Consider the following 19169-nt stretch of genomic DNA (forward strand, 5'->3'; position numbering starts at 1 on the left):
CACACAGCGGCGGCGGTATGAGCCCAACATAACCGCACAGCAACAACCATTGACAAGTGTCCGGGATGTTTCTCTACTGTGAACGCTCACAGAGAGCATCTCAGGTCCTCGCGACGGGCGAGAACCCGGCTCAAGTGATTCGCATGGCAGGTTTCCGCACCAGGCGGGGACCCAGGTCAGGGGAGAGATCCATGCCCAACACGAAGCGCACTCGCCTCGTGGCATCCACCATCGCCGTCGCCCTCGGCGCCACCGCCCTCGCCGCCTGTGGCTCGTCCGACTCGGACAGCAAGACCGAGTCCGGTCCGGTCTCGCTGACGTACTGGACCTGGACGCCCGGCATGGACAAGGTCGTGGACCTGTGGAACAAGGGTCCGGGCAAGAAGGACCAGATCACGGTCACGGTGAAGAAGCAGGCGTCCGGCGACTCGCTGATCACCAAGATCCTCACGGCGCACAAGGCGAAGAAGGCCCCCGACCTGGTGCAGGCCGAGTACCAGGCGCTGCCGACGCTGGTCAGCAATGACGCGCTGGCCGACATATCGAAGGACGTCGGCGACACCAAGAGCAAGTTCGCCGACGGCGTGTGGCAGCAGACCACCCTGGGCACGGACGCGGTCTACGCGATCCCGCAGGACATCGGGCCGATGATGTTCTACTACCGCCAGGACCTGTTCAAGAAGTACGGCCTGACGGTCCCCACCACCTGGGAGCAGTTCGCCGCGACGGCCCGCGCGCTGAAGAAGAAGGCGCCGGACATGGACCTCACCACCTTCTCCGCCAATGACTCCGGCCTCTTCGCGGGCCTCGCCCAGCAGGCCGGCGCCAAGTGGTGGACGACCTCCGGCGACAAGTGGAAGGTCGGCATCGACGACGCGGCCACCAAGAAGGTCGCCGGCTTCTGGGGCGGCCTGGTCAAGGAGGGCGCCGTCGACAACCAGCCGATGTACACCCCTGCCTGGAACAAGGCCCTCAACACCGGCAAGCAGATCGCCTGGGTCTCCGCCGTGTGGGCGCCGGGCACGCTGACCACGGCCGCGCCCGAGACCAAGGGCAAGTGGGCCATGGCCCCGCTCCCCCAGTGGTCCGCGGGCGACAACGTCACCGGCAGCTGGGGCGGCTCCTCCACCGCCGTCACCACGGACTCCGCCCACCAGGCGGCCGCCGCCGAGTTCGCCGCCTGGCTGAACACCGACGGCTCCGCGCTGCAGGCGCTGGCCAAGGAGAGCGGCATCTACCCGGCCGCCACCAACGCCCAGACCAGCGGCGCCTTCGCCCAACCGCCGGCCTACTTCTCCAACCAGTCGGACTTCTACACCAAGGCCGCCGCGATCGCGAAGACCACGGCGCCCTCCGCCTGGGGCCCGAACGTGAACGTCGCCTACACGACCTTCAACGACGCCTTCGGCGCCGCCGCCAAGAGCAAGTCGGACTTCACGGCCGCCCTGGCCAAGATGCAGGACGCCACGGTCGCCGACCTCAAGAAGCAGGGCTTCGAGGTCTCCGAGTGACCACCGCACGCCGGAGGTCGTACGGGGTCAAGGGGGCCCCGTACGCCTTCCTTCTCCCCGCCACGCTCCTCTTCGCCCTGTTCTTCGCGCTGCCCATCGGCTACGCGGTCTACCTCAGCTTCCGCAAGGTGCACGTCTCCGGGCTCGGCCTGGGCGCGGGCGCCCGCAAGGAGGTCTGGGCCGGCCTGGAGAACTACACCGACACTCTCACCGACAGCGAGCTGGGCCACGGGGCTCTGCGCGTCCTCGGCTACGGCTGCATCGTCGTGCCGGTGATGCTCGGCCTCGCCCTGCTGTTCGCGCTGATGCTCGACTCGGACAAGGTGCGGTTCGCGCCGTTCACCCGGCTCGCGATCTTCCTGCCGTACGCCATCCCCGGCGTGGTGGCGGCCCTGATGTGGGGCTTTTTGTACCTGCCGGACGTCAGCCCGTTCTACTACCTGCTCGAGAAGCTGCACATGCCGCAGCCCGACCTCCTCGACGGCGGTCCGCTGTATCTCGCCATGGCGAACATCGCGGTCTGGGGCGGCACCGGCTTCAACATGATCGTCATCTACACCTCGCTGCAGGCCATCCCGGCCGAGGTGTACGAGGCGGCGAAGCTGGACGGCGCCACCCCGCTGCAGATCGCCCTGAGGATCAAGATTCCGATGGTGGCACCCTCACTGGTGCTGACCTTCTTCTTCTCGATCATCGCGACGCTCCAGGTGTTCAACGAACCGACCACCCTCAAGCCGCTGACCAACTCCCTGCCGCTGACGTGGAGTCCGCTGATGAACGTGTACCAGGACGCGTTCCGCAAGGGGGACATCTACCAGGCCGCCGCCGAGGCCGTGATCATCGCCCTCGCCACGCTCGTCCTGTCATTCGGCTTCCTGCGGGCCGCGAACCGTCGCCAGAAGCAGGAGGCAGCACGATGAGTTCTCTTGCCGTCCACAAGGCCCCGTCGGCGGCCGGCACCACCGGTGCCGCCCAGGGCCGTCCGCCACTGCGCCGCCGTATCGCACTGGTCCCGACGATCACGCTGGTGCTCGGCGCGGTCTACACGCTGCTGCCGGTGGCGTGGGTGATCATCGCGTCCACCAAGTCCGGGCGTGAGCTGTTCTCCACGTTCACGTTCCTGCCGGGCACCGGCTTCGCGGACAACATCAAGCAGCTGGGCACCTATCGCGACGGCGTGTACTGGAAGTGGATGGACAACTCCGCCCTGTACGCCGGTCTCGGCGCCCTGTTGTCCACAGTGGTGTCGTCCTTCAGCGGTTACGCCCTCGCCATGTACCGCTTCCGCGGCCGCGAGACGATGTTCAACATCCTGCTCGCGGGCGTGCTGATGCCGCCGATCATCCTCGCCATCCCGCAGTACCTGCTGCTGGCGAAGGCGGATCTCACGGACTCCTACCTGTCCGTGATGCTGCCGCAGATCCTCTCCCCGTACGGCGTCTACCTCGCCCGCATCTACGCGGCCGCGGCCGTCCCGGGTGATGTGGTGGAGGCCGGGCGGATGGACGGGGCGAGCGAGTGGCGCATCTTCACCCGGGTCGCGCTGCCGATGATGGTGCCCGGCCTGGTGACGGTGTTCCTGTTCCAGTTCGTGGCGATCTGGAACAACTTCCTGCTGCCGTACATCATGCTCAGCGACGACGAGAAGTTCCCGATCACGCTCGGCCTGTACACACTCCTGGAACAGGGATCGAACCAGCCTGCGCTCTACACCCTGGTGATCACGGGTGCGTTCCTCGCGGTACTCCCGCTGATCGCGCTGTTCCTGGTCATCCAGCGCTTCTGGAGCCTCGATCTGCTCTCCGGAGCCGTAAAGTCATGACCATGAGCAACACGGGGGGCCGACGCAGACCGCCGACGATCCACGACGTGGCCCGCGAGGCGGGTGTCTCACGGGGCACCGTCTCACGGGTGCTCAACGGCGGGCACTATGTCAGCCCGTCCGCCCAGGAGGCGGTCAACGCCGCGATCCGCAAGACGGGTTATGTCGTCAACCGGCACGCCCGCTCGCTGATCACCGGACGTTCGGACTCGGTCGGCTTCCTGCTGACGGAGCCTCAGGAGCGGTTCTTCGAAGACCCCAACTTCAACGTCCTGCTGAGCGCGTGCACCCAGGCGCTGGCCGCGCACGACATCCCGCTGCTGCTGATGCTGGCGGGCACCGAGGACGAACGGCGGCGCATTACCCGGTACATCACGGCCGGGCACGTCGACGGGGTGCTGCTGGTCTCCAGCCACTCCGGGGACCCGGTCGCGGAGCAGCTGCGCGAGGCGGGGGTGCCCCTCGTCCAGTGCGGCAAGCCCATGGGGCTCGGCTCCAAGGTGAGTTATGTGGCCGCGGACGACCGGGACGGCGCCCGTGACATGGTGCGCCACCTGCTGTCTCGGGGGCGCCGCCGGATCGGCATGGTGAGCGGCCCGCTGGACACCCCGGGCGGAGTCGATCGCCTCGCCGGCTACAAGGAGGTGCTCACGGAAGCGAGCATCGAGATCGACGAGCGGCTCATCGTCTCCGGCGACTACAGCCGGGCCAGCGGCGAGGCGGGCTGCGAACGGCTGCTGGCGCAGGCCCCGGACATGGACGCCGTGTTCGTGGCCTCCGACCTGATGGCACAGGGCGCGCTGACGGCGCTGCGCCGTGCGGGCCGACGAGTGCCCGAGGACGTGTCGGTGGGCGGCTTCGACGACTCCATCGCGGCGACGGAGGCCACCCCCGCCCTCACCACGATCCGCCAGCCCTACGACCGCATCAGCTCCGAGATGGTACGGGTACTGCTGGCCCAGATCGGCGGCGAGGACCCGGCGGCGGTGATTCTGCCGACGGAGCTGGTGAAGCGGGAGTCGACGTGAGGTGACCGGGGCCGGTCCGTGGGGGCGGTCCCGGTGCCACAGGGCTTGGGCTATACGTTCACCGCGGTCTCTCAGGTCGGCGATTTCTTGCTGCCGCCGGGTACAGCCGAGGCGGGTGTCCGCCTGCCGGGCGTGGCTGAGCGCTGCGCCGCACGCCTCGTGGAGCACGGCCAGCCGCTTGCCGATCTCGTCCGGCAGGCGGATCCGGTCGAGGTCGGTCGGGGGTCGGGCTGTCGGTCGTAGGCGTGGTCAAGCGGGGCCATGCCGGCCGCGTCGCAAAGGCTCGTGAGTTCGGGGCAGACGAGGACGTGGTGCCGGTTGTAACGGTCCCCGACCGTCCGTACGCCGTCGTCGGTCTGCTGCTTCAGCCGCAGACGCGCCCAGTGCGCCGGGCAGGCAAGGATCTCCCTGCGGTTCCTCGAGCAGGAGGGCATAGACAGCGAGATCGGTGGCACCGGCGCGGTCGGCAGGTTGTTGGGGCGACACGAGCGCTTCGAGGGCCCACGACGCCGCTCTGCGCCGCCTGCGCAGTGATCATCTGCCCGGTCGCCAGGGCCGCGCTGTGGTAGAGCGCCAGCATCAGCTGCTGACCTTCTCGTCCGCCGCCTCCTGCAGCGCTGCCAGGCGCTGGACCAGCGGATTGGCGGCGTTGATCGTGAGCAGCTGTCCCGCGCCCAGCGCCATCCGGGACACCGCCTCCACCAACTCCCTTACGCCGGGCTGCGCGTTCGGACCGAGGAGCACCTGCTCCGCCTTGCGCTGGGCCTCGGTGCGCGCGTCGGTCCGCAGCACCGCCGCGATGGTCCACGGATCGAAGGCACGGGCCTCGGTCCTGGTGGTCTGGTTGAACGGAGTGTGCAGAATCACGCTCATCCGCTCCGCGAGGCGCTCGACATCCGCGCTGGCTTCACCGGCGGGCGGGCGGAAGATGACGCCGCCCGACGGCGCGTCCTCGCGGTCGACGTGGACCAGTTGCCCCCGCGCGCTCGCGCGACACTCCGTGAGGCCCCCTCACTCAGTGTTCCGACGGTAGCGGACCGGTCAGGATTGGAGAAGCCGCCGGAGCACCCTCCGCCCTAGCGTGGAATCACCGACGAATTCCGTCGGGCCACCCGATGCGGAGGAGCCATCATGACCGCCGGCCTCAAGACGATCATCTACCCCGTCAAGGACATCGCCCGGGCGAAGGCCCTGTTCAGCGCCCTGCTGCAAGTGGAGCCGTACGCGGATGCGCCGTACTACGTCGGCTTCAAGGACGCCGGGCAGGACGTCGGCCTCGACCCCAACGGACACGCGAAGGGCCTCACCGGGCCGGTGCCGTACTGGCACGTCGACGACATCCGGGGGCGGCTCGCCGCACTGGTGGACGCGGGGGCGGAGGTGGTCCAGGACGTTCAGGACGTCGGCAACGGCAGGTTGATCGCTTCGCTGAAGGACGCCGACGGCAATCTGGTCGGGCTGCTCCAGGACCCGCCCGCCTGACGACCGCCGGGCTGCATGCACCCGCATTCATTGCACAGTCAACTAATGGCTGATTCGGTGTTACCGTGCAGGTATGGCAGTGAAGACGGCCGAGTCCGGGCTCGAGGAGAGGTGGCGGGACATCCTCTCCGTGCACGCCCGCACGATGTGCGAGATCGACCGGGTCCTGCACCCGCACGGTCTGGGCGCGAGCGATTTCGAGGTGCTCGACATCCTCGCGTCCGAGGCACCCGGCGAGGGCGACCAGTGCCGGGTGCAGAACCTCGCGGGACGGGTCCATCTCAGCCAGAGTGCGCTGTCCCGGCTGATCGGCCGACTGGAAAAAGACGGCCTGGTGGAGCGTTCCGTCTGCGCGGAGGACCGGCGCGGTGTGTATGTCGCCCTCACCGGCAAGGGCCGCGACCTGCACACCGTGGTGCTGCCGCTGCAGCGTGCGGTGCTGGCCCGGCTGCTGGGCAGCCGGGCCGCGGCCCACGGTTCTTCCTAGAGCTCGGGGTGAGCCCTCTGCATGCTCGGCGTCACAGCTGTGCGGTCGTCTGCTCCCCGGCCGCGCTGCCTGCGAGCCACTGGGACCAGCTCAGGTTGAACGCGGCGTAGCCGTTGTCGGCCGCGGCCTTGCCACGGGGCGAGCCTGTGACGGTGACCGGGTCGCCCTGCTTGACCTGGCCGTAGAACCACTTGGCGTCCGACATGGACAGATGGACGCAGCCGTGCGAGCCGCGGGCACTGCCGCTTCCCGGGTTGGGGTCGCCGGTCGAGTAGTGGACGTACGTGCCGGACTGGGTCAGGTGGATGTCCCAGGGCAGCGTCAGGTCGTAGAAGTTGGGGCTGCCCTTGTCACAGCTGATGCCGACGCTGCAGGAGGTCATGTGGACCTTCTCCTGCTTGTCGATGACGGCCATCGTGCCGTCCCACGTCGGGTACTGGGCGCTTCCCGCATTGATCGACAGGGTGCGCACCAGCTTGCCGTTCCGGGTCACCTTCATGGTGTGGCCGGTCACCGAGACGTCCGCGCGCACGTCGTCGCCGATGGTGAAGGTGTGCGTGTAACCGTGCACGCCGTAGCGGCCGTTGCCGTTGCTGACGCCCTTCAGGTCGGCGTCGATCTTCACCTTCGTGCCGGAGGGCCAGTACGTCTTCGGCCGCCAGTCGGCGCGCCTGTCGCCCATCCAGTGCCAGGCGCCGGCCACCGGCTGCGAGGCGCTGACCTTCATGTGCTTCTCGACGGTGGCCCGTGCCTTGGCCGCCACCGGGTTCGTGAAGATCACCGAGATCGGCATGGCCACGCCGACCGTGGTTCCCGTCTGCGGGGTGATCGTGTCCAGCAGCATCGGCGGGCCCGCGGGCTTCGTCGGTGACGGCGAGGCGCTCGCACCCGCCTTGCCGCCCGCCTTTCCGTCGTCCGCGCCCGCCTTGCTGCTGCCCGCTCCGCCGCAGGCACTCGTGGCCGCCAGCATCGCCACCGTGACGAGTGCGATCCCTATGCTGCCCTTGCGCCGTCCCACGACCTGCCCCGCTCTCTCGCTCCTCGGCCCCGAAGGGCCCGCCTCCCTGTCAGACAGTTACGGCACGGGCGGCAGTTGCAGCAGGCGGGTAGATCTTTAGTGATCCATGTCACGCCGGAGCGCATCCCTGGAGCATGAACGCAATCACGTCGTCCAGCCCGTGCTCGTCCACCTCCGGGGGCAGCATGCCGGTCACCGCGAGGTCGGCGTAGCCGTGCAGGGCCGCGAAGACCGGGAGGCCGACGCGCTCCATCGGGCCCTCCCGCACCGCACCCTGGGCCTGACCCTCGCCGATCAGCCGGACGACCAGGTCCGACCAGCGCTGCTCGGCCTCCTGCAGCGCGTCGGAAGCCTCCGGATCATGCTTGATCGAGTACATGAGGTCGAGCAGCTCGGCGTTCTCCCGCGCGAAACCCACATACGCCCGGACCATCGCGTCGAGCCGCTTGGCGAACGCCTCCCCCACGCCGTCCTGCGAGGCCCCGAGGACGGCGGTCAGCCGCTCGAATCCGGTCAGCGCGAGCGCGTCCAGCAGTGCCTGCTTGTCCTTGAAGTGACGGCTCGGCGCGGCATGGCTGACGCCGAGGTCACGGGCGAGTTCGCGCAGGGACAGCGCGGCCGGCCCCTTCTCGCGGAGCGTTTCCTCGGCACGGGTCAGCAGGGCGGCGCGGAGGTCTCCGTGGTGGTAGCGGCGATTGCGGGTGTGCATGGGCGTCAGTGTATCGGTCATGTTTGTGGCGCCTACATTGTTGTCGGCGTCACCATTGTTGTCATTGACAGCATTGTTGGCGCCGCCTACATTGGCGGGCATGACTACTCAACCCAGCAAGTGGAACGTCACCGACATCCCCGACCAGACCGGCCGCACCGCCGTCGTCACCGGCGCCAACAGCGGGCTCGGCATCGCCACCGTCGAGGCGCTGGCCGGTGCGGGCGCACATGTGGTGCTCGCCGTACGGGACGTGAAGCGCGGCGAGGCCGCTGCCGCAGGCGTGCGAGGGAGCGTGGAGGTGCGCCGGCTCGACCTCGCCGATCTCACCTCGGTGCGCGAGTTCGCCGCCGGCTGGCAGGGCGGCCTTGATCTGCTCGTCAACAACGCCGGTGTCATGAACATCCCGGAGTCCGCCACCAAGGACGGCTTCGAGATGCAGTTCGGCACCAATCACCTGGGGCACTTCGCCCTGACGAACCTGCTGCTGCCGCACATCACCGACCGCGTGGTGACCGTGTCGTCCGGCGCGCACAAGATGCCGGGCACGCCGCGCATCCACTTCGACAACCTCAACCTCACCGGCGAGTACGCGCCCATCACGGCGTACAGCCAGTCCAAGCTGGCCAATCTGCTCTTCACCCTCGAACTGCAGCGCCGCCTTGCCGAGTCGGGCTCGTCCGTACGTGCCCTCGCCGCCCACCCCGGCTACGCGGCAACGAACCTCCAGAGCCATGACGGCAGTGCACTGCGACGGGCCCTCATGCGGGTCGGCAACCGTTTCATGGCCCAGGACAGCAAGGCAGGCGCCCTGCCGACGCTGTACGCCGCCGTGCAGGACCTGCCCGGTGCGAGCTATGTCGGCCCGGACGGCCTCGGCGAGATGCGCGGCGCCCCGACCCTGGTCGGCCGCTCACCGGCGGCCAGCGACCCGGCCACCGCCCGCCGCCTGTGGACGGTCTCCGAGGAGCTGACCGGCGTCACGTTCCCGCAGCCGGCCTCGATCCCGGCTTGAGCTCTCCGCGGGCTGTGCCGATTTGCGGCTGCCCCGCGGGGCCGCGATGGGCCGTCGATCGCCTGCGCACCCCCTCAGGGCCGCTGCCGCACCGCCGCGGACTTCGTCGGGGCCAGTCAGCCCGCCATCAGATCCTTCTCGACGGCGGGTGCCACCCGGTCGAACCAGACCTGCGTCTGCGCCGGTTCGAGTACGCGGTCCAGTTCGAGCGTGGGCGTCATGTGCTCGAAGACGCGGCCGACTCCCATGCCGAAGGTGCCGCCCGGCGGATGCAGGACGAGCACACGGGTGCCGTCGAGTGGCTCGATGTCGGCCGGGATGCCCTCGGGGTACACATGGCCGCCGTGCCCGTCGAAGAGGCGGAAGCGGCGTATCGAAGGATCGCTCGTTCCCAGGTTCGGGTCGCCGTCGGTGGCTGCCTTGACCCACGTGCGCGCGGGGCGCTCCCCCGCGACCAATCCCTGCTCGGGATCGCCGATCAGCCGGTCCGCGAGGAGGGTGTGCAGCTGGAAGTTGTCCCCGATGCCGCCCATCGTCAGGGCGTACCCCCTGCGGGTGCGGGGGTCCAGGACGAGCAGCGGCTCGTCGTCGAGGACCGCGGCCAACTGACCGACCCAGGCGGCACGTTGTGAACGGTCGGCGACCGCGGCGCCGTGCTCGCGCAGCTCGGCCTTGACGGGTGCGGCGACGGCCGGCCGGAAGGGATCACGGGCGAGGACTGTGATCAGCGCCTTGAGCCAGTCCTCCACGTCGAACCAGGACATGGCCATCCGGGTCAGGAACCCTTCATCGACGCCCTGCCGGACCAGCTTGCCCAGGGTCTTCACAAGTCGGCCGGAGCTCGCGCTCACCGGCTCCGGCAGCGGTCTCCACCGGGTCGCCCTGGCCCAGAACTCCGGCAGCGCCGCATTGAGCATCATGGCTTCAGAGGCTCGTTGCGGCAGGACGTCTACCAGGGCCATGGGCGAGCCGCCCCACTCCACGCACGCCCCCGCCAGCACGGCCGTCATGGCGTAGTCGCCCTGCAGGCCGCGCAACCACGGGGCAAGGGCCTCGATCACCGCGGTCGCGCTCTCGGGGCCACCGGTTCGGGCGGCCTCGGCGAGCCGGCCCATGGCCTGGCGGCAACCGTGGCCGTTGCGGGATCTCATCTGCGCGACGAGTTCGTCGACGAGCCGGGTGATCTCTGTGGGCACGACCGCACGCCAGCAAGCACTCCGGACGGCCCGTGATCAGGGATCACTGCCACCGGAGGGGCCGCCCGGCTGCCCCGGCCGGTCCTCGCCGGGCCTACGATCCGCCGGTCTGCGCGGCGGGATCGGCGTCGACGCGAAGGCGCGCGGTCCCGTCCACAGCGCGGGTACCGCGTCACAGCGGCGGCACATCTCGTACGCGATCGCCTCGTAGTTGACCCGCCAGCCGTGGAAGTGCGGCCAGGCGTCGGCGACGCTGCGTTCGGCGCTGAAGCCCGCCGCCTCCAGCATCGCGACCGCGGCCTCGAACTCGACGTAGGTCAGACGCAGGGCGGCGTCCGGAGGGGGATCGGGGTCGAAGGGGAAGCGCTGGACGCGGGCGATGTCACGCAGGGCGGTGAAGCCGGCCCGCAGCACCAGACGGGCCTCCGGCGGGGCGCTGCGCGGGGTGAGCGCCAGCTGTATGGCCGCCGCGTCCATCACGGCGACCAGACCCACCAGCCAGTGCCGGTAGGGCCGCGGCGAGCGGAACGCCATCAGGACCGGGTACGTGGAGTGGCTCTCGCCGATGTCGGAGGCCAGCCGCTCCCAGGCCCGGTACAGCTCCGGCAGCGCGGTCTCGGTGTCGACCAGCCACTGCCGGGCCAGGATCTCCGGACCCCAGGCGGGCTCGCCGGCCCGGGACTGCAGCAGGGTCACCTCCAGCTCGCGCCGGTTGTAGGCGGCGTAGAGCGTGGGCAGGTAGGCGATCTGCAGGGCGATCAGGACCGGTCCCGTGGCCGCCGCGACGAAGTCGAGCGCGGACAGCCGCAGCCGGTCGCCACTGGCGAAACCGAGGGTGAGCAGGCTGGAGCCCGCCTCCCGGAAGGAACCGCCCCACGACAGCCCGGACACGGCGTGCAGCAGCAGCCCGAAGCCGGCCAGCGCTCCGCCGAGCCAGGTCGCGAGCATGCCGATCAGGATCAGCGCGGCGAGCCAGGTCTGCGCGCGGTCGACGGCGCCGTAGCCGCCGCGTATCGCCGCCAGCCGCAGAATTCGGCGCAGCACCCACCACAGCCGGTACACCAGCATCGAGTAGAGCCCTCGCGGCACCACCAGGGTCCGCAGCACGCTGGCGGCCGTGACCGCCAGCAGCAGCCCGCCGGCCACGCCGGAGATCCACGTCATGCGGCCATTGTGGACCGCTGCGGCATGCGGTGATCAGTTACGGCCGCGGAGGCGGAAGACGGGGTGGTCTGCGGGGTCGGGCAGGGCGGTCAGGACCTCGGACACCGTGGGCATGCTGCCGTGCTTCTCGCGGCAGGTCCCCATCAGGGGCGGACGCCCGGCAGGAGACGAGGTAGCGCTCGCCCTCGTGCTCCAGGACGGCGACGGGCACCGTCTGGCACGGGTTGCCGATGTGCCGTTGCATCCAGGGCAATTTGAGGTAGGTGCGGTCCTTCAGCGGTGTCCACTCCCGATCGATCATCGGTTCCACCTGCCGCACCCTGGGATCCTGAACGGTGAACGGACGGTTCACCAGGCCCTATTCGGCGCCGAAATCGGGAAGCGTGACCGACCCGTCCTCGGCCAGGGGAAACCCGGGGTTGTGGGCGATCTCCCAGGCGTGGCCGTCCGGGTCGACGAAGGCGCTGGAGTAGAACCCGATGGCGTTGGTGGCGGCAGGCTTGGTGATGGTGCCGCCTGCCCGCTGGACGGCGGCGAGCAGTGCGTCGACCTCCGCCTCGGAGCGGACGTTGTGCGCGAGGGCGATCCCGCCGAAACCCCCGGCAACTCCCGGTTCCAGGCCGCAGTCACGGGCGAGTTTCTCGCGGCTCCACAGGACCAGCCCCATGCCGCCCGCCTGGAAGAAGACGGTCTCCTCGACTTCCTGGCCCCGCCAGCCCAGCGCCTCGTAGAAGCGCTTGGCGCGGGCGAGATCGGACACTCCCAGCGTGATCAATGTGATGCGCTGTTCCATGCGATCACGTTACTGCGGCCGCATGCGTCCCACTTCTGCCGCACCAGATCCCGTACGGCGGCGAAGGCGGCCCCGTCCGTCGCCGGGTCGGCGCCGGGGCAGGCACGCCGTGTGCGACGGACGTCGTGGTCGCGCGGCGGCGGATCGCGCACGGGCCCTCGACCGCGACCAGCGACGCCGGAGCGGCACGGCCTGGCGCCCTGGGACGGCGTGCCCGGTCAGCGGGAGGCCGCCGTCGGCGCGGGCCCGCCGACCACACCTTGCAGCGGCGGCTCAAGGACGTGTTCGACCCGCAGGGGATCCCCAACCCGGGCAAGGGCTTCTGACGCTCCAAGAACCTCTGGTGCTCAAGGAAGGAGGCACCCGATGAAATGCCGCAATCCGCCGTGTTCTGCGGGCGGTCGCGGCGCGTCCGGGAGCGACGCGGCGGCCGTGCCAGTCGTATCGTCTGGCACGGCGACTGCGGGCGCCCGGGCATGAGCGGGGTCGGCGCCGTTCATCTCCCGGGCCCGGCGCCGTCCACTGTGTCGTCAGGGCCGGACCAGCAGGGTCCGTACGCCCTCGGAGGTGAGCGTCAGCGGGTGCTCGGACCCGGCGTCGATGGTGAGCGACAGATCGTCGGCGGGCCACTGCGAGGCCAGCGCACCGAGCGGCACCAGACGGTAGCGGGAGACGAACGGCAGCAGCCCGGCCATCTCCCCTTCCGAGGTGAACACAGGCACCACCGGGTCGCCGCCCGGCTGCTCCAGGACCGGCAGCGCCACCGCGCTCGGATCCCCTTCATCCTCCTGGCTTGCGTCGTCGGGCACGGGAACGAGCACCTCGCTGCCGGCGAGCGTGTCCAGCGCCGCCGTGTCCTCGGTGTTCACGGCCAGCGCGTCCAGCGCCTGCCGGGCCGGTGTGGCGGTGTGGTCGTTGGCAGGTATCTCCATGGCAGATCCCCTGGTAGCGGCGGTCGTACGGCCCGCCCGGGACAAGATCGGCCCCCGGCACGGTCTTGCTCGCGTACCCGATCCCAACCAGCCCATTCATCCGTTTCCCAGGAATTCACCACGGGTGGTTGCCTCAGGGAATCAGCGGGATGTCCTGCGAGGGCAGCCCCAGCCGGTCGCAGCCGACCCGGCGGGTCAGCGGCTCCGCCATGCCGGCTCCCACATGCGTCCAGTACGTGGCCGCGTCCCGGAAGTAGCGCTGCATCCGCTCGCCGTCGCGGGCGTGCCGGGAGCCGGCCGTGCGGAAGAGGGTGCCCTGCAGCACGTCCCAGGCGGCGCGCCCGGCGTTCAGGAACATCAGCGCGAGCCGGTTGTCCTCGACGACGGTGAAGGGGGCCTCCCCAGTGACGTTGCGTCGGCAGGTCTCCATCCAGTCCTGCGCGGTCTGCCGCAGCGCCGCCTCGGCCATGTCGATGATGCCGAGCGCCTCGCCGAGGTGACGCTGGTAGTCGTGCAGGTCGGCACGGGTGCGGTCGGGTTCCAGGGCGAGGGGGCGGGCGGCGACGATCCGGGCGTACTCGTCGGCGGCCGCGTACGCGGTGCCGATCATGATGGCGGCCAGCTCGCCGTGGAAGAAGCTCGGCGCCCGCCCGGCGTACATCGGATTGCCGTGCAGTGTCGAGCCGACGCTGCCGCCCTCGACCGGCAGGTCGAGCAGGAAGGCCTCGCGGGTGAGGTGGGCCGGGATGCGGGCCTGCTCCATGTGGATGCTGTTGGAGCCGCTGCCGCGCAGGCCGAGGACTCCGTGCCAGTCGTCGAGCACCGTCCACACCGAGCGCGGCGCGACGAACAGCACGGGCGGCCCCGGTGCCTCGCCCGGTGCGGCCGGGGCGCGCAGGGTCTGGCCGACGTAGTGCGTCGAGTAGGAGGCGCCCGAGGAGTACGGCCAGATGCCGTCCAGGACGACATGGCCGTTGCCGTCGGGCTGGGCGACTCCGACGGGTACGACGGTGGACGCGGCCCGGAAGTCTCCGTCGGCGCCGAAGATCTCGTCCTGTGCCTGCTCGTCGAAGAGGGTGGCGACCTGGAGCACATGGGCGGCGGTCAGCGAGAGCGCCCACCCGGTGGAGGGGCAGCCGCGCGCGATCTCGGTGACCACGCGGTAGAAGACCGGCAGGCCGAACTCGTAGCCGCCGTAGCGCCGCGGCTGGAGCATCCGGTAGAAGCCGGCCCTGAGGAAGTCCTCGTGGGTGTCCTTGGGGTAGTGCGTCAACCGCTCGGTCTCCGGCTGACGTTCGAGCAGGACGGGCCTGAGCACAACGGCGCGCTCGATGATGTCGTCTTCGGTGAGGTCGGGTTCGGGAGCGGCGAGCACGGTGCCTCCTGACGGGTGGAGCCGTCGGTCACGTCACGCGATAGAAGTGATTGAACCCGGCAAGTGCCCTGCGGGTACCGACCGGATAAGGCCAAGGTCGCCCGACACTCAGGTGAGCAGGCGGCACGGGAGCGCCCGCTCGTCGGCGCCGCCTCGCCCGTCCGGCTCCACCCGGTACACCTGGGCGCCCGGCACCCGCGTCACCGTCTCCGTCAGCTGCCTGTCCAGGAAGAGTGCGCCCACCCCGTCGTCCAGTGCCCATCCGGCGGGCAGCGAGCCGTCGGCGACCGCAGTACGGTACGAGGGACGGCGGCCCGGCTCGCTGTCGTAGTGCGGGCAGACCGAGCCGGGCAGCAGGCCCAGTCCGTCCGGGAGGAAGGTGAGGGGGCCGAAGGAGTCGGTGTGCGATCCCTCGGCCCAGCAGTTGGCGCCGGCGCTGATGCCGCACAGCAGGGTGCCCCGGTCATAGGCCTCGCGCAGCAGCCGGTCCACGCCGTGTGTGCGCCATACCGCCAGCATGTTCGCGGTGTTGCCCCCGCCCACGTACACGACGTCCTGCGCCAGGATGAACGCCCGCAGTGCTTCGTCGTCCAACTCCCGCCGGAACAGCGGCAGTACGGACGGCTCACCGGTGTGGCGTGACCGGAACACGTCGTAGAACCGTTCGACATACGCGGCGGCGTCGCCGCTGGCGGTGGGTACGAAGCACACGCGGGGTCGGGTGGTGCGCGCGTGGCTCAGCAGCCAGTCGTCCAGCCGGCCGTCGTCGTCGAGGCTGAAGCCGCCGCCGAGGAGGGCCAGACGGCGCTGCTTGAGCGGGGATTCGCTCACCCCGCCTCCCCGAGGAGTTCGGCGACGGTGGTCACGCGGATCAGCGGGCGGTACAGGTCCATGACGTGCAGCGCCTTGGCGTGCGAGTCGTCGTCCGCGCCGGCGCAGGCGTCGGCTGCGACCAGCACTTCCACACCGGCATCGGCGGCGGCGAGCGCGGTGGACAGGACGCAGCAGTCGGTGCTGACGCCGGTCAGCACCAGGCGGCCCCCGGGGCCGAGGTGCCGGGCGAGCTCCGGGGTCCACTTGCCGAAGGTGGTGGCGTCGACGACATGCCGCGCGTGAGAGGTGAACTCGTCGGCCAGTTGCCAGAGTTGGGCGTTCGGCGGTTGGAGGGCGAAGGGCCACTGTTCGTAGTACGTCTGCCAGGCACCCTCGGGTTCGGCGGGGGCCAGGAAGCGGGTGAAGGCGACCCGGTCGCCGTAGGCCGGCAGCAGGCGTCGTACTCCTGCCGCGGCCTCGGTGAAGCGGGGGGTGGCCCAGGGACTTTCCGGGTCGGCGAAGACGCGCTGCATGTCGATGACGGCGAGCAGTCCGGTCGCGGACGAGGTCATGCGAGCGGCACCTCCTCCCCCGTGGCCGGGCTCGGCGCCTCGGCCTCCTGTACGCGGACACGGGCGCGGCCCAGGGCCAGAGTGCCGAGGAAGGCGAGCGCCAGGGCGGCGAGGACGCCGAGGTTGGCGTACGCCCAGGCGCCCGACTTGCCGCCGAGGCCGAACGGTTCGAGCAGGTAGCCCTGCCAACTCAGCCAGCTCGCCGCGGAGTTGGTGACCAGGCCCCAGCCGAGGGCGGTGGCGGCGAGGGTGAGGAGCAGCGGGGCGGGCGGTACGTCGCCGTAGCGGCCGCCGGGGCGGTAGAGGTCGCCCTCGTCGTAGTCGCGGCGGCGCAGGGCGAGATCGGCGAGCACGAGGCCGCACCAGGCGGCGATGGGGACGCCGAGGGTGGTCAGGAAGCCCATGAACTGGCCGAGGAAGTCGTCGGCGAAGAAGACGATGTAGATCGAGCCGGCGATCATCAGGACGCCGTCGACGAAGGCGGCCAGGTAGCGGGGGATCCTGAGGCCTGCCGACAGCAGGGCGAGGCCGGAGGAGTAGATGTCGAGGACCGCGCCGCCGACCAGTCCGAGTACGGCGACCACGGCGAACGGGACCAGGAACCAGGTGGGCAGGATGCTCGTGAGGGCGCCGATGGGGTCGGCGGCGACCCCCGCGAAGAGCGGGGTGGAGGAGCCGGCCAACAGCAGGCCGAAGACCAGCAGGAGCAGCGGGGCCACGGATGCGCCGAACGTCGTCCAGCCGATCACGCCGGGGCTGGACGAACTGCGCGGCAGATAGCGGGAGTAGTCGGCGGCGGCGTTGACCCAGCCGAGGCCGAAGCCGGTCATCATGAACACCAGCGCGCCGATGAACTCCTGGGCGGAGCCCGACGGGATCGCGCTGACGGTGCTCCAGTGGATGTGGTCGGCGACCAGCACGATGTACACGACGGTCAGGACGCCGGTGACGACCGTGATCACGGTCTGCAGCCGCATGATCAGGTCGAAGCCCATCACGCCGCCGATGACGGTCAGCGCGCCGACCAGGACGAGAGCGACCACCTTGGTCTCCGTGCCGCCTCCCCAGCCGAGCCGTCCGAACACCGTCGCGGTGGCCATGGTGGCGAGCGCGCACAGCACGGTCTCCCAGCCGACGGTGAGCACCCAGGAGATCACCGAGGGCAGGCGGTTGCCGCGCACCCCGTACGCGGCGCGGCTGAGGACCATGGTGGGCGCCGACCCGCGTTTGCCGGCGACCGCGATGAAACCGCAGAGCAGGAACGAGAAGACGATGCCGATGACGCCCGCGATCAGCGCCTGCCAGAAGGAGATCCGGAAGCCGAGCGCGAAGGCGCCGTAACTCAGCCCCAGGATGGAGACGTTGGCGCCGAACCAGGGCCAGAACAGGGTCCGCGGGGTGCCCTTGCGCTCGGCGTCGGCGATGACGTCGAGGCCGTGCGTCTCCACCTGGAGCTGTCGGCCCGCGCCTCTGTTGTCGGGAGTGTCCGGCGAGTCTGCCATCGTCGTCCTACCTGTCCGGGCGGGTGTTGCCCGAAGCCTTGTCGGCGCAGGTCGGGGCGTCAAGGCTGCACAGGACGTACCCGTTCGCGCACCGGGACCCTCAGGAAGCGTTCACGGCCCCGGTGCGGACCTTCCCGGTCAGGCCGTCGTTTCGGAGCGTTCCGGTGCCGTCCAGTGGGTGTGGAAGGTGCCGGGGCGGTCCGTGCGGAGGTAGGTGTGGGCGCCGAAGTAGTCGCGCTGGCCCTGCAGGAGGGCGGCGGGCAGACGGTCGGCGCGCAGGGTGTCGTAGTGGGCGAGGGCGGCGGAGAAGGCGGGGACGGGGATGCCGCGGCGGGCCGCCGAGGCGATGATCTCCCGCCAGGGGACCTGCGCGTCGGTGATCTCCATGGCGAACTCCATCTCGCCGAGCAGGCTGACCAGCTCGCGGTCGAAGGCGTAGGCGGCGCGGATGCGGTCGAGGAAGGAGGCGCGGATGATGCAGCCGCCGCGCCAGATCCGGGCGACGGTGCCGAGGTCGATCTTCCAGCCGTACTCGGCGGCCGCGTCCTGGATCATCTTCCAGCCCTGGTCGTAGGCGATGACCTTCGACGCGTACAGGGCGTGCTCGACCTGTGAGGTGAAGCGTTCGGCCTCGGTGCGGCTGAGCGGCGGGCGGGTGCCGCCGGGCAGGCCCGAGTAGGCGGCGCGCAGGTCGCGCTGGCCGGAGGCGGCGCGGGCGAAGGTGGCCTGGGCGATGGCGGTGACCGGCGAGCCCAGGTCGAGCGCGGTCTGCACGGTCCAGCGGCCGGTGCCCTTCTGGCCTGCGGCGTCCGCGACGACATCGACGAACGGGGCGCCGGTGACCGGGTCGGTGTGCGCCAGCACCTCGGCGGTGATCTCGATCAGGTAGGAACCGAGCCGGCCCTGGTTCCAGCGGCGGAAGATGTCCGCGATCTCGGCCGGGGTGTAGCCGGCGACCTGGCGCAGCAGGTCGTAGGCCTCCGCGATGAGCTGCATGTCGGCGTACTCGATGCCGTTGTGGACCATCTTGACGAAGTGCCCGGCGCCGTCGCTGCCGATGTGCGCGGCGCACGGTTCGCCGCCGACCTTGGCGCTGATGGTCTCGAGCATGGGGCCGAGGACGTCGTATGCCTCCGCCGAACCGCCGACCATGATCGACGGTCCTTCGAGGGCGCCTTCCTCGCCGCCGGAGACGCCGGTGCCGACGAAGTGGATGCCGCGCTCGCGCAGGGCGGCCTCGCGGCGGCGGGTGTCGGCGAAGTGGGCGTTGCCCCCGTCGATGATCATGTCGCCGGGCTCCAGCAGCGGGGCGAACTCGTCGATGACCGCGTCGGTGGCCTCCCCCGCCTGCACCATGATCATCAGGCGGCGGGGGCGTTCCAGGGCGGCCACGAAGTCCGCGGGCGTCTCGGCGGGGACGAACGCGCCCTCGTCGCCGTACACCTCCATGAGCGCGCGCGTGCGGCCCGCCGTGCGGTTGTGAACGGCGACGGTGAAGCCGTTGCGGGCGAAGTTCCGCGCCAGGTTGCGGCCCATCACGCCCAGGCCGGTCACGCCGATGGCTGCGGTTGCGTTCATGGTGTACGTCCCTCGGTCGGTCCGATGGCGGTTGCGGGGCGGGCGTGCCCCATGCCCGTCAGGTACGGACGGGCGGCCGGATCGTCTCGATTCCGGGCGCGGACGGGTGTGAGGGACGGTGTGACGAACCCCGCTCAAACGATCGATCAAACAGGGATTAACATATGAGCGC

The 19169-nt window shown here is 70.3% G+C and carries 20 protein-coding genes; 8 read left to right on the forward strand and 12 right to left on the reverse strand.

Annotated features, from left to right (window positions below; genetic code table 11):
• The first annotated feature begins 191 nt into the window (after positions 1-191).
• The 4 genes from EDD92_RS04390 to EDD92_RS04405 are packed head-to-tail and all read left to right on the forward strand — an operon-like array spanning position 192 to position 4361.
• Complete coding sequence (locus EDD92_RS04390; protein WP_123963077.1) at positions 192-1511, forward strand: ABC transporter substrate-binding protein; 1320 nt, start codon at positions 192-194, stop codon at positions 1509-1511.
• Positions 1508-2431, forward strand: a complete 924-nt coding sequence (locus EDD92_RS04395; protein WP_123963078.1) for a carbohydrate ABC transporter permease — start codon at positions 1508-1510, stop codon at positions 2429-2431. Before EDD92_RS04390 ends, EDD92_RS04395 begins: the two co-directional genes overlap by 4 nt.
• On the forward strand, positions 2428-3333 hold the full coding sequence (locus EDD92_RS04400; RefSeq protein ID WP_123963079.1) for a carbohydrate ABC transporter permease: 906 nt from the start codon (positions 2428-2430) through the stop codon (positions 3331-3333). The genes EDD92_RS04395 and EDD92_RS04400 overlap by 4 nt, the downstream gene beginning before the upstream one ends.
• Positions 3330-4361: a LacI family DNA-binding transcriptional regulator gene (locus EDD92_RS04405; protein WP_123963080.1), complete on the forward strand. Its 1032-nt coding sequence runs from the start codon at positions 3330-3332 to the stop codon at positions 4359-4361. Before EDD92_RS04400 ends, EDD92_RS04405 begins: the two co-directional genes overlap by 4 nt.
• A 579-nt stretch (positions 4362-4940) precedes the next feature.
• Here the strand turns inward: EDD92_RS04405 and EDD92_RS04410 are convergent.
• Positions 4941-5234: a hypothetical protein gene (locus EDD92_RS04410; protein ID WP_123963081.1), complete on the reverse strand. Its 294-nt coding sequence runs from the start codon at positions 5232-5234 to the stop codon at positions 4941-4943.
• 258 nt (positions 5235-5492) lie between these two features.
• On the opposite strand from EDD92_RS04410, the gene EDD92_RS04415 reads away from it, so the two are divergent.
• The gene (locus tag EDD92_RS04415; RefSeq protein ID WP_030926708.1) at positions 5493-5843 is read left to right on the forward strand and encodes a VOC family protein; all 351 of its coding nucleotides are present in this window, start codon (positions 5493-5495) and stop codon (positions 5841-5843) included.
• 73 nt (positions 5844-5916) lie between these two features.
• Positions 5917-6330, forward strand: coding sequence for a MarR family winged helix-turn-helix transcriptional regulator (locus EDD92_RS04420; RefSeq protein WP_123963082.1), 414 nt, complete (start codon positions 5917-5919; stop codon positions 6328-6330).
• A 31-nt stretch (positions 6331-6361) separates the two neighbouring features.
• On the opposite strand, the gene EDD92_RS04425 is transcribed toward EDD92_RS04420, so the two are convergent.
• Positions 6362-7348 (reverse strand): L,D-transpeptidase, encoded by a 987-nt coding sequence (locus EDD92_RS04425; protein WP_260326310.1) that lies wholly within the window; start codon positions 7346-7348, stop codon positions 6362-6364.
• Between the two features lie 109 nt (positions 7349-7457).
• Positions 7458-8057: a TetR/AcrR family transcriptional regulator gene (locus tag EDD92_RS04430; protein ID WP_123963083.1), complete on the reverse strand. Its 600-nt coding sequence runs from the start codon at positions 8055-8057 to the stop codon at positions 7458-7460.
• 100 nt (positions 8058-8157) lie between these two features.
• Between EDD92_RS04430 and EDD92_RS04435 the strand changes: the two genes are divergently transcribed.
• Positions 8158-9072 (forward strand): oxidoreductase, encoded by a 915-nt coding sequence (locus EDD92_RS04435; protein WP_123963084.1) that lies wholly within the window; start codon positions 8158-8160, stop codon positions 9070-9072.
• A gap of 116 nt (positions 9073-9188) precedes the next feature.
• Here the strand turns inward: EDD92_RS04435 and EDD92_RS04440 are convergent, their stop codons facing one another.
• From EDD92_RS04440 to EDD92_RS04455, 3 genes are all read right to left on the reverse strand, one after another.
• Positions 9189-10268 (reverse strand): hypothetical protein, encoded by a 1080-nt coding sequence (locus EDD92_RS04440; RefSeq protein WP_123963085.1) that lies wholly within the window; start codon positions 10266-10268, stop codon positions 9189-9191.
• 36 nt (positions 10269-10304) lie between these two features.
• Complete coding sequence (locus tag EDD92_RS04445) at positions 10305-11432, reverse strand: hypothetical protein (RefSeq protein WP_185123929.1); 1128 nt, start codon at positions 11430-11432, stop codon at positions 10305-10307.
• Between the two features lie 358 nt (positions 11433-11790).
• The gene (locus EDD92_RS04455) at positions 11791-12225 is read right to left on the reverse strand and encodes a VOC family protein (protein WP_123963086.1); all 435 of its coding nucleotides are present in this window, start codon (positions 12223-12225) and stop codon (positions 11791-11793) included.
• Positions 12226-12350: 125 nt separating this feature from the next.
• On the opposite strand from EDD92_RS04455, the gene EDD92_RS52360 reads away from it, so the two are divergent.
• On the forward strand, positions 12351-12551 hold the full coding sequence (locus EDD92_RS52360) for an FAD-linked oxidase C-terminal domain-containing protein (RefSeq protein WP_185123930.1): 201 nt from the start codon (positions 12351-12353) through the stop codon (positions 12549-12551).
• Positions 12552-12755: 204 nt separating this feature from the next.
• Here the strand turns inward: EDD92_RS52360 and EDD92_RS04465 are convergent, their stop codons facing one another.
• The 6 genes from EDD92_RS04465 to gndA all read right to left on the reverse strand — a co-directional run bounded on the left by EDD92_RS04465 (position 12756) and on the right by gndA (position 18997).
• Positions 12756-13157 (reverse strand): SseB family protein, encoded by a 402-nt coding sequence (locus EDD92_RS04465; RefSeq protein ID WP_123963087.1) that lies wholly within the window; start codon positions 13155-13157, stop codon positions 12756-12758.
• Positions 13158-13290: 133 nt separating this feature from the next.
• The gene (locus EDD92_RS04470) at positions 13291-14532 is read right to left on the reverse strand and encodes an acyl-CoA dehydrogenase family protein (RefSeq protein ID WP_123963088.1); all 1242 of its coding nucleotides are present in this window, start codon (positions 14530-14532) and stop codon (positions 13291-13293) included.
• A 108-nt stretch (positions 14533-14640) separates the two neighbouring features.
• A complete protein-coding gene (locus tag EDD92_RS04475) occupies positions 14641-15363 on the reverse strand; it encodes a peptidase E (RefSeq protein ID WP_123963089.1) in 723 nt (240 codons plus the stop codon).
• Positions 15360-15917, reverse strand: a complete 558-nt coding sequence (locus tag EDD92_RS04480) for a cysteine hydrolase family protein (RefSeq protein ID WP_123963090.1) — start codon at positions 15915-15917, stop codon at positions 15360-15362. Before EDD92_RS04480 ends, EDD92_RS04475 begins: the two co-directional genes overlap by 4 nt.
• Positions 15914-17419, reverse strand: a complete 1506-nt coding sequence (locus EDD92_RS04485) for a cytosine permease (protein ID WP_123963091.1) — start codon at positions 17417-17419, stop codon at positions 15914-15916. The genes EDD92_RS04480 and EDD92_RS04485 overlap by 4 nt, the downstream gene beginning before the upstream one ends.
• A gap of 138 nt (positions 17420-17557) precedes the next feature.
• Positions 17558-18997 carry an NADP-dependent phosphogluconate dehydrogenase gene (gene gndA / locus EDD92_RS04490; protein WP_123963092.1) on the reverse strand — a complete coding sequence of 480 codons (1440 nt, stop codon included), beginning with the start codon at positions 18995-18997 and terminating at the stop codon, positions 17558-17560.
• Positions 18998-19169: the final 172 nt, after the last annotated feature.

The sequence above is a fragment of the Streptomyces sp. TLI_185 genome, assembly GCF_003814765.1.
Classification (GTDB): domain Bacteria; phylum Actinomycetota; class Actinomycetes; order Streptomycetales; family Streptomycetaceae; genus Streptomyces.

What these genes read in the sequence shown, in the direction of transcription:
- EDD92_RS04445 (WP_185123929.1), bottom strand. Translation starts at nt 11,432, where the DNA reads ATGACGTGGATCTCCGGCGTGGCCGGCGGGCTGCTGCTGGCGGTCACG.
- EDD92_RS04430 (WP_123963083.1), bottom strand. Translation starts at nt 8,057, where the DNA reads ATGCACACCCGCAATCGCCGCTACCACCACGGAGACCTCCGCGCCGCC.
- EDD92_RS04400 (WP_123963079.1), top strand. Translation starts at nt 2,428, where the DNA reads ATGAGTTCTCTTGCCGTCCACAAGGCCCCGTCGGCGGCCGGCACCACC.
- EDD92_RS04485 (WP_123963091.1), bottom strand. Translation starts at nt 17,419, where the DNA reads ATGGCAGACTCGCCGGACACTCCCGACAACAGAGGCGCGGGCCGACAG.
- EDD92_RS04465 (WP_123963087.1), bottom strand. Translation starts at nt 13,157, where the DNA reads ATGGAGATACCTGCCAACGACCACACCGCCACACCGGCCCGGCAGGCG.
- EDD92_RS04480 (WP_123963090.1), bottom strand. Translation starts at nt 15,917, where the DNA reads ATGACCTCGTCCGCGACCGGACTGCTCGCCGTCATCGACATGCAGCGC.
- EDD92_RS04435 (WP_123963084.1), top strand. Translation starts at nt 8,158, where the DNA reads ATGACTACTCAACCCAGCAAGTGGAACGTCACCGACATCCCCGACCAG.
- EDD92_RS04415 (WP_030926708.1), top strand. Translation starts at nt 5,493, where the DNA reads ATGACCGCCGGCCTCAAGACGATCATCTACCCCGTCAAGGACATCGCC.
- EDD92_RS04410 (WP_123963081.1), bottom strand. Translation starts at nt 5,234, where the DNA reads ATGAGCGTGATTCTGCACACTCCGTTCAACCAGACCACCAGGACCGAG.
- EDD92_RS04455 (WP_123963086.1), bottom strand. Translation starts at nt 12,225, where the DNA reads ATGGAACAGCGCATCACATTGATCACGCTGGGAGTGTCCGATCTCGCC.
- gndA (WP_123963092.1), bottom strand. Translation starts at nt 18,997, where the DNA reads ATGAACGCAACCGCAGCCATCGGCGTGACCGGCCTGGGCGTGATGGGC.
- EDD92_RS04420 (WP_123963082.1), top strand. Translation starts at nt 5,917, where the DNA reads ATGGCAGTGAAGACGGCCGAGTCCGGGCTCGAGGAGAGGTGGCGGGAC.
- EDD92_RS04405 (WP_123963080.1), top strand. Translation starts at nt 3,330, where the DNA reads ATGACCATGAGCAACACGGGGGGCCGACGCAGACCGCCGACGATCCAC.
- EDD92_RS04390 (WP_123963077.1), top strand. Translation starts at nt 192, where the DNA reads ATGCCCAACACGAAGCGCACTCGCCTCGTGGCATCCACCATCGCCGTC.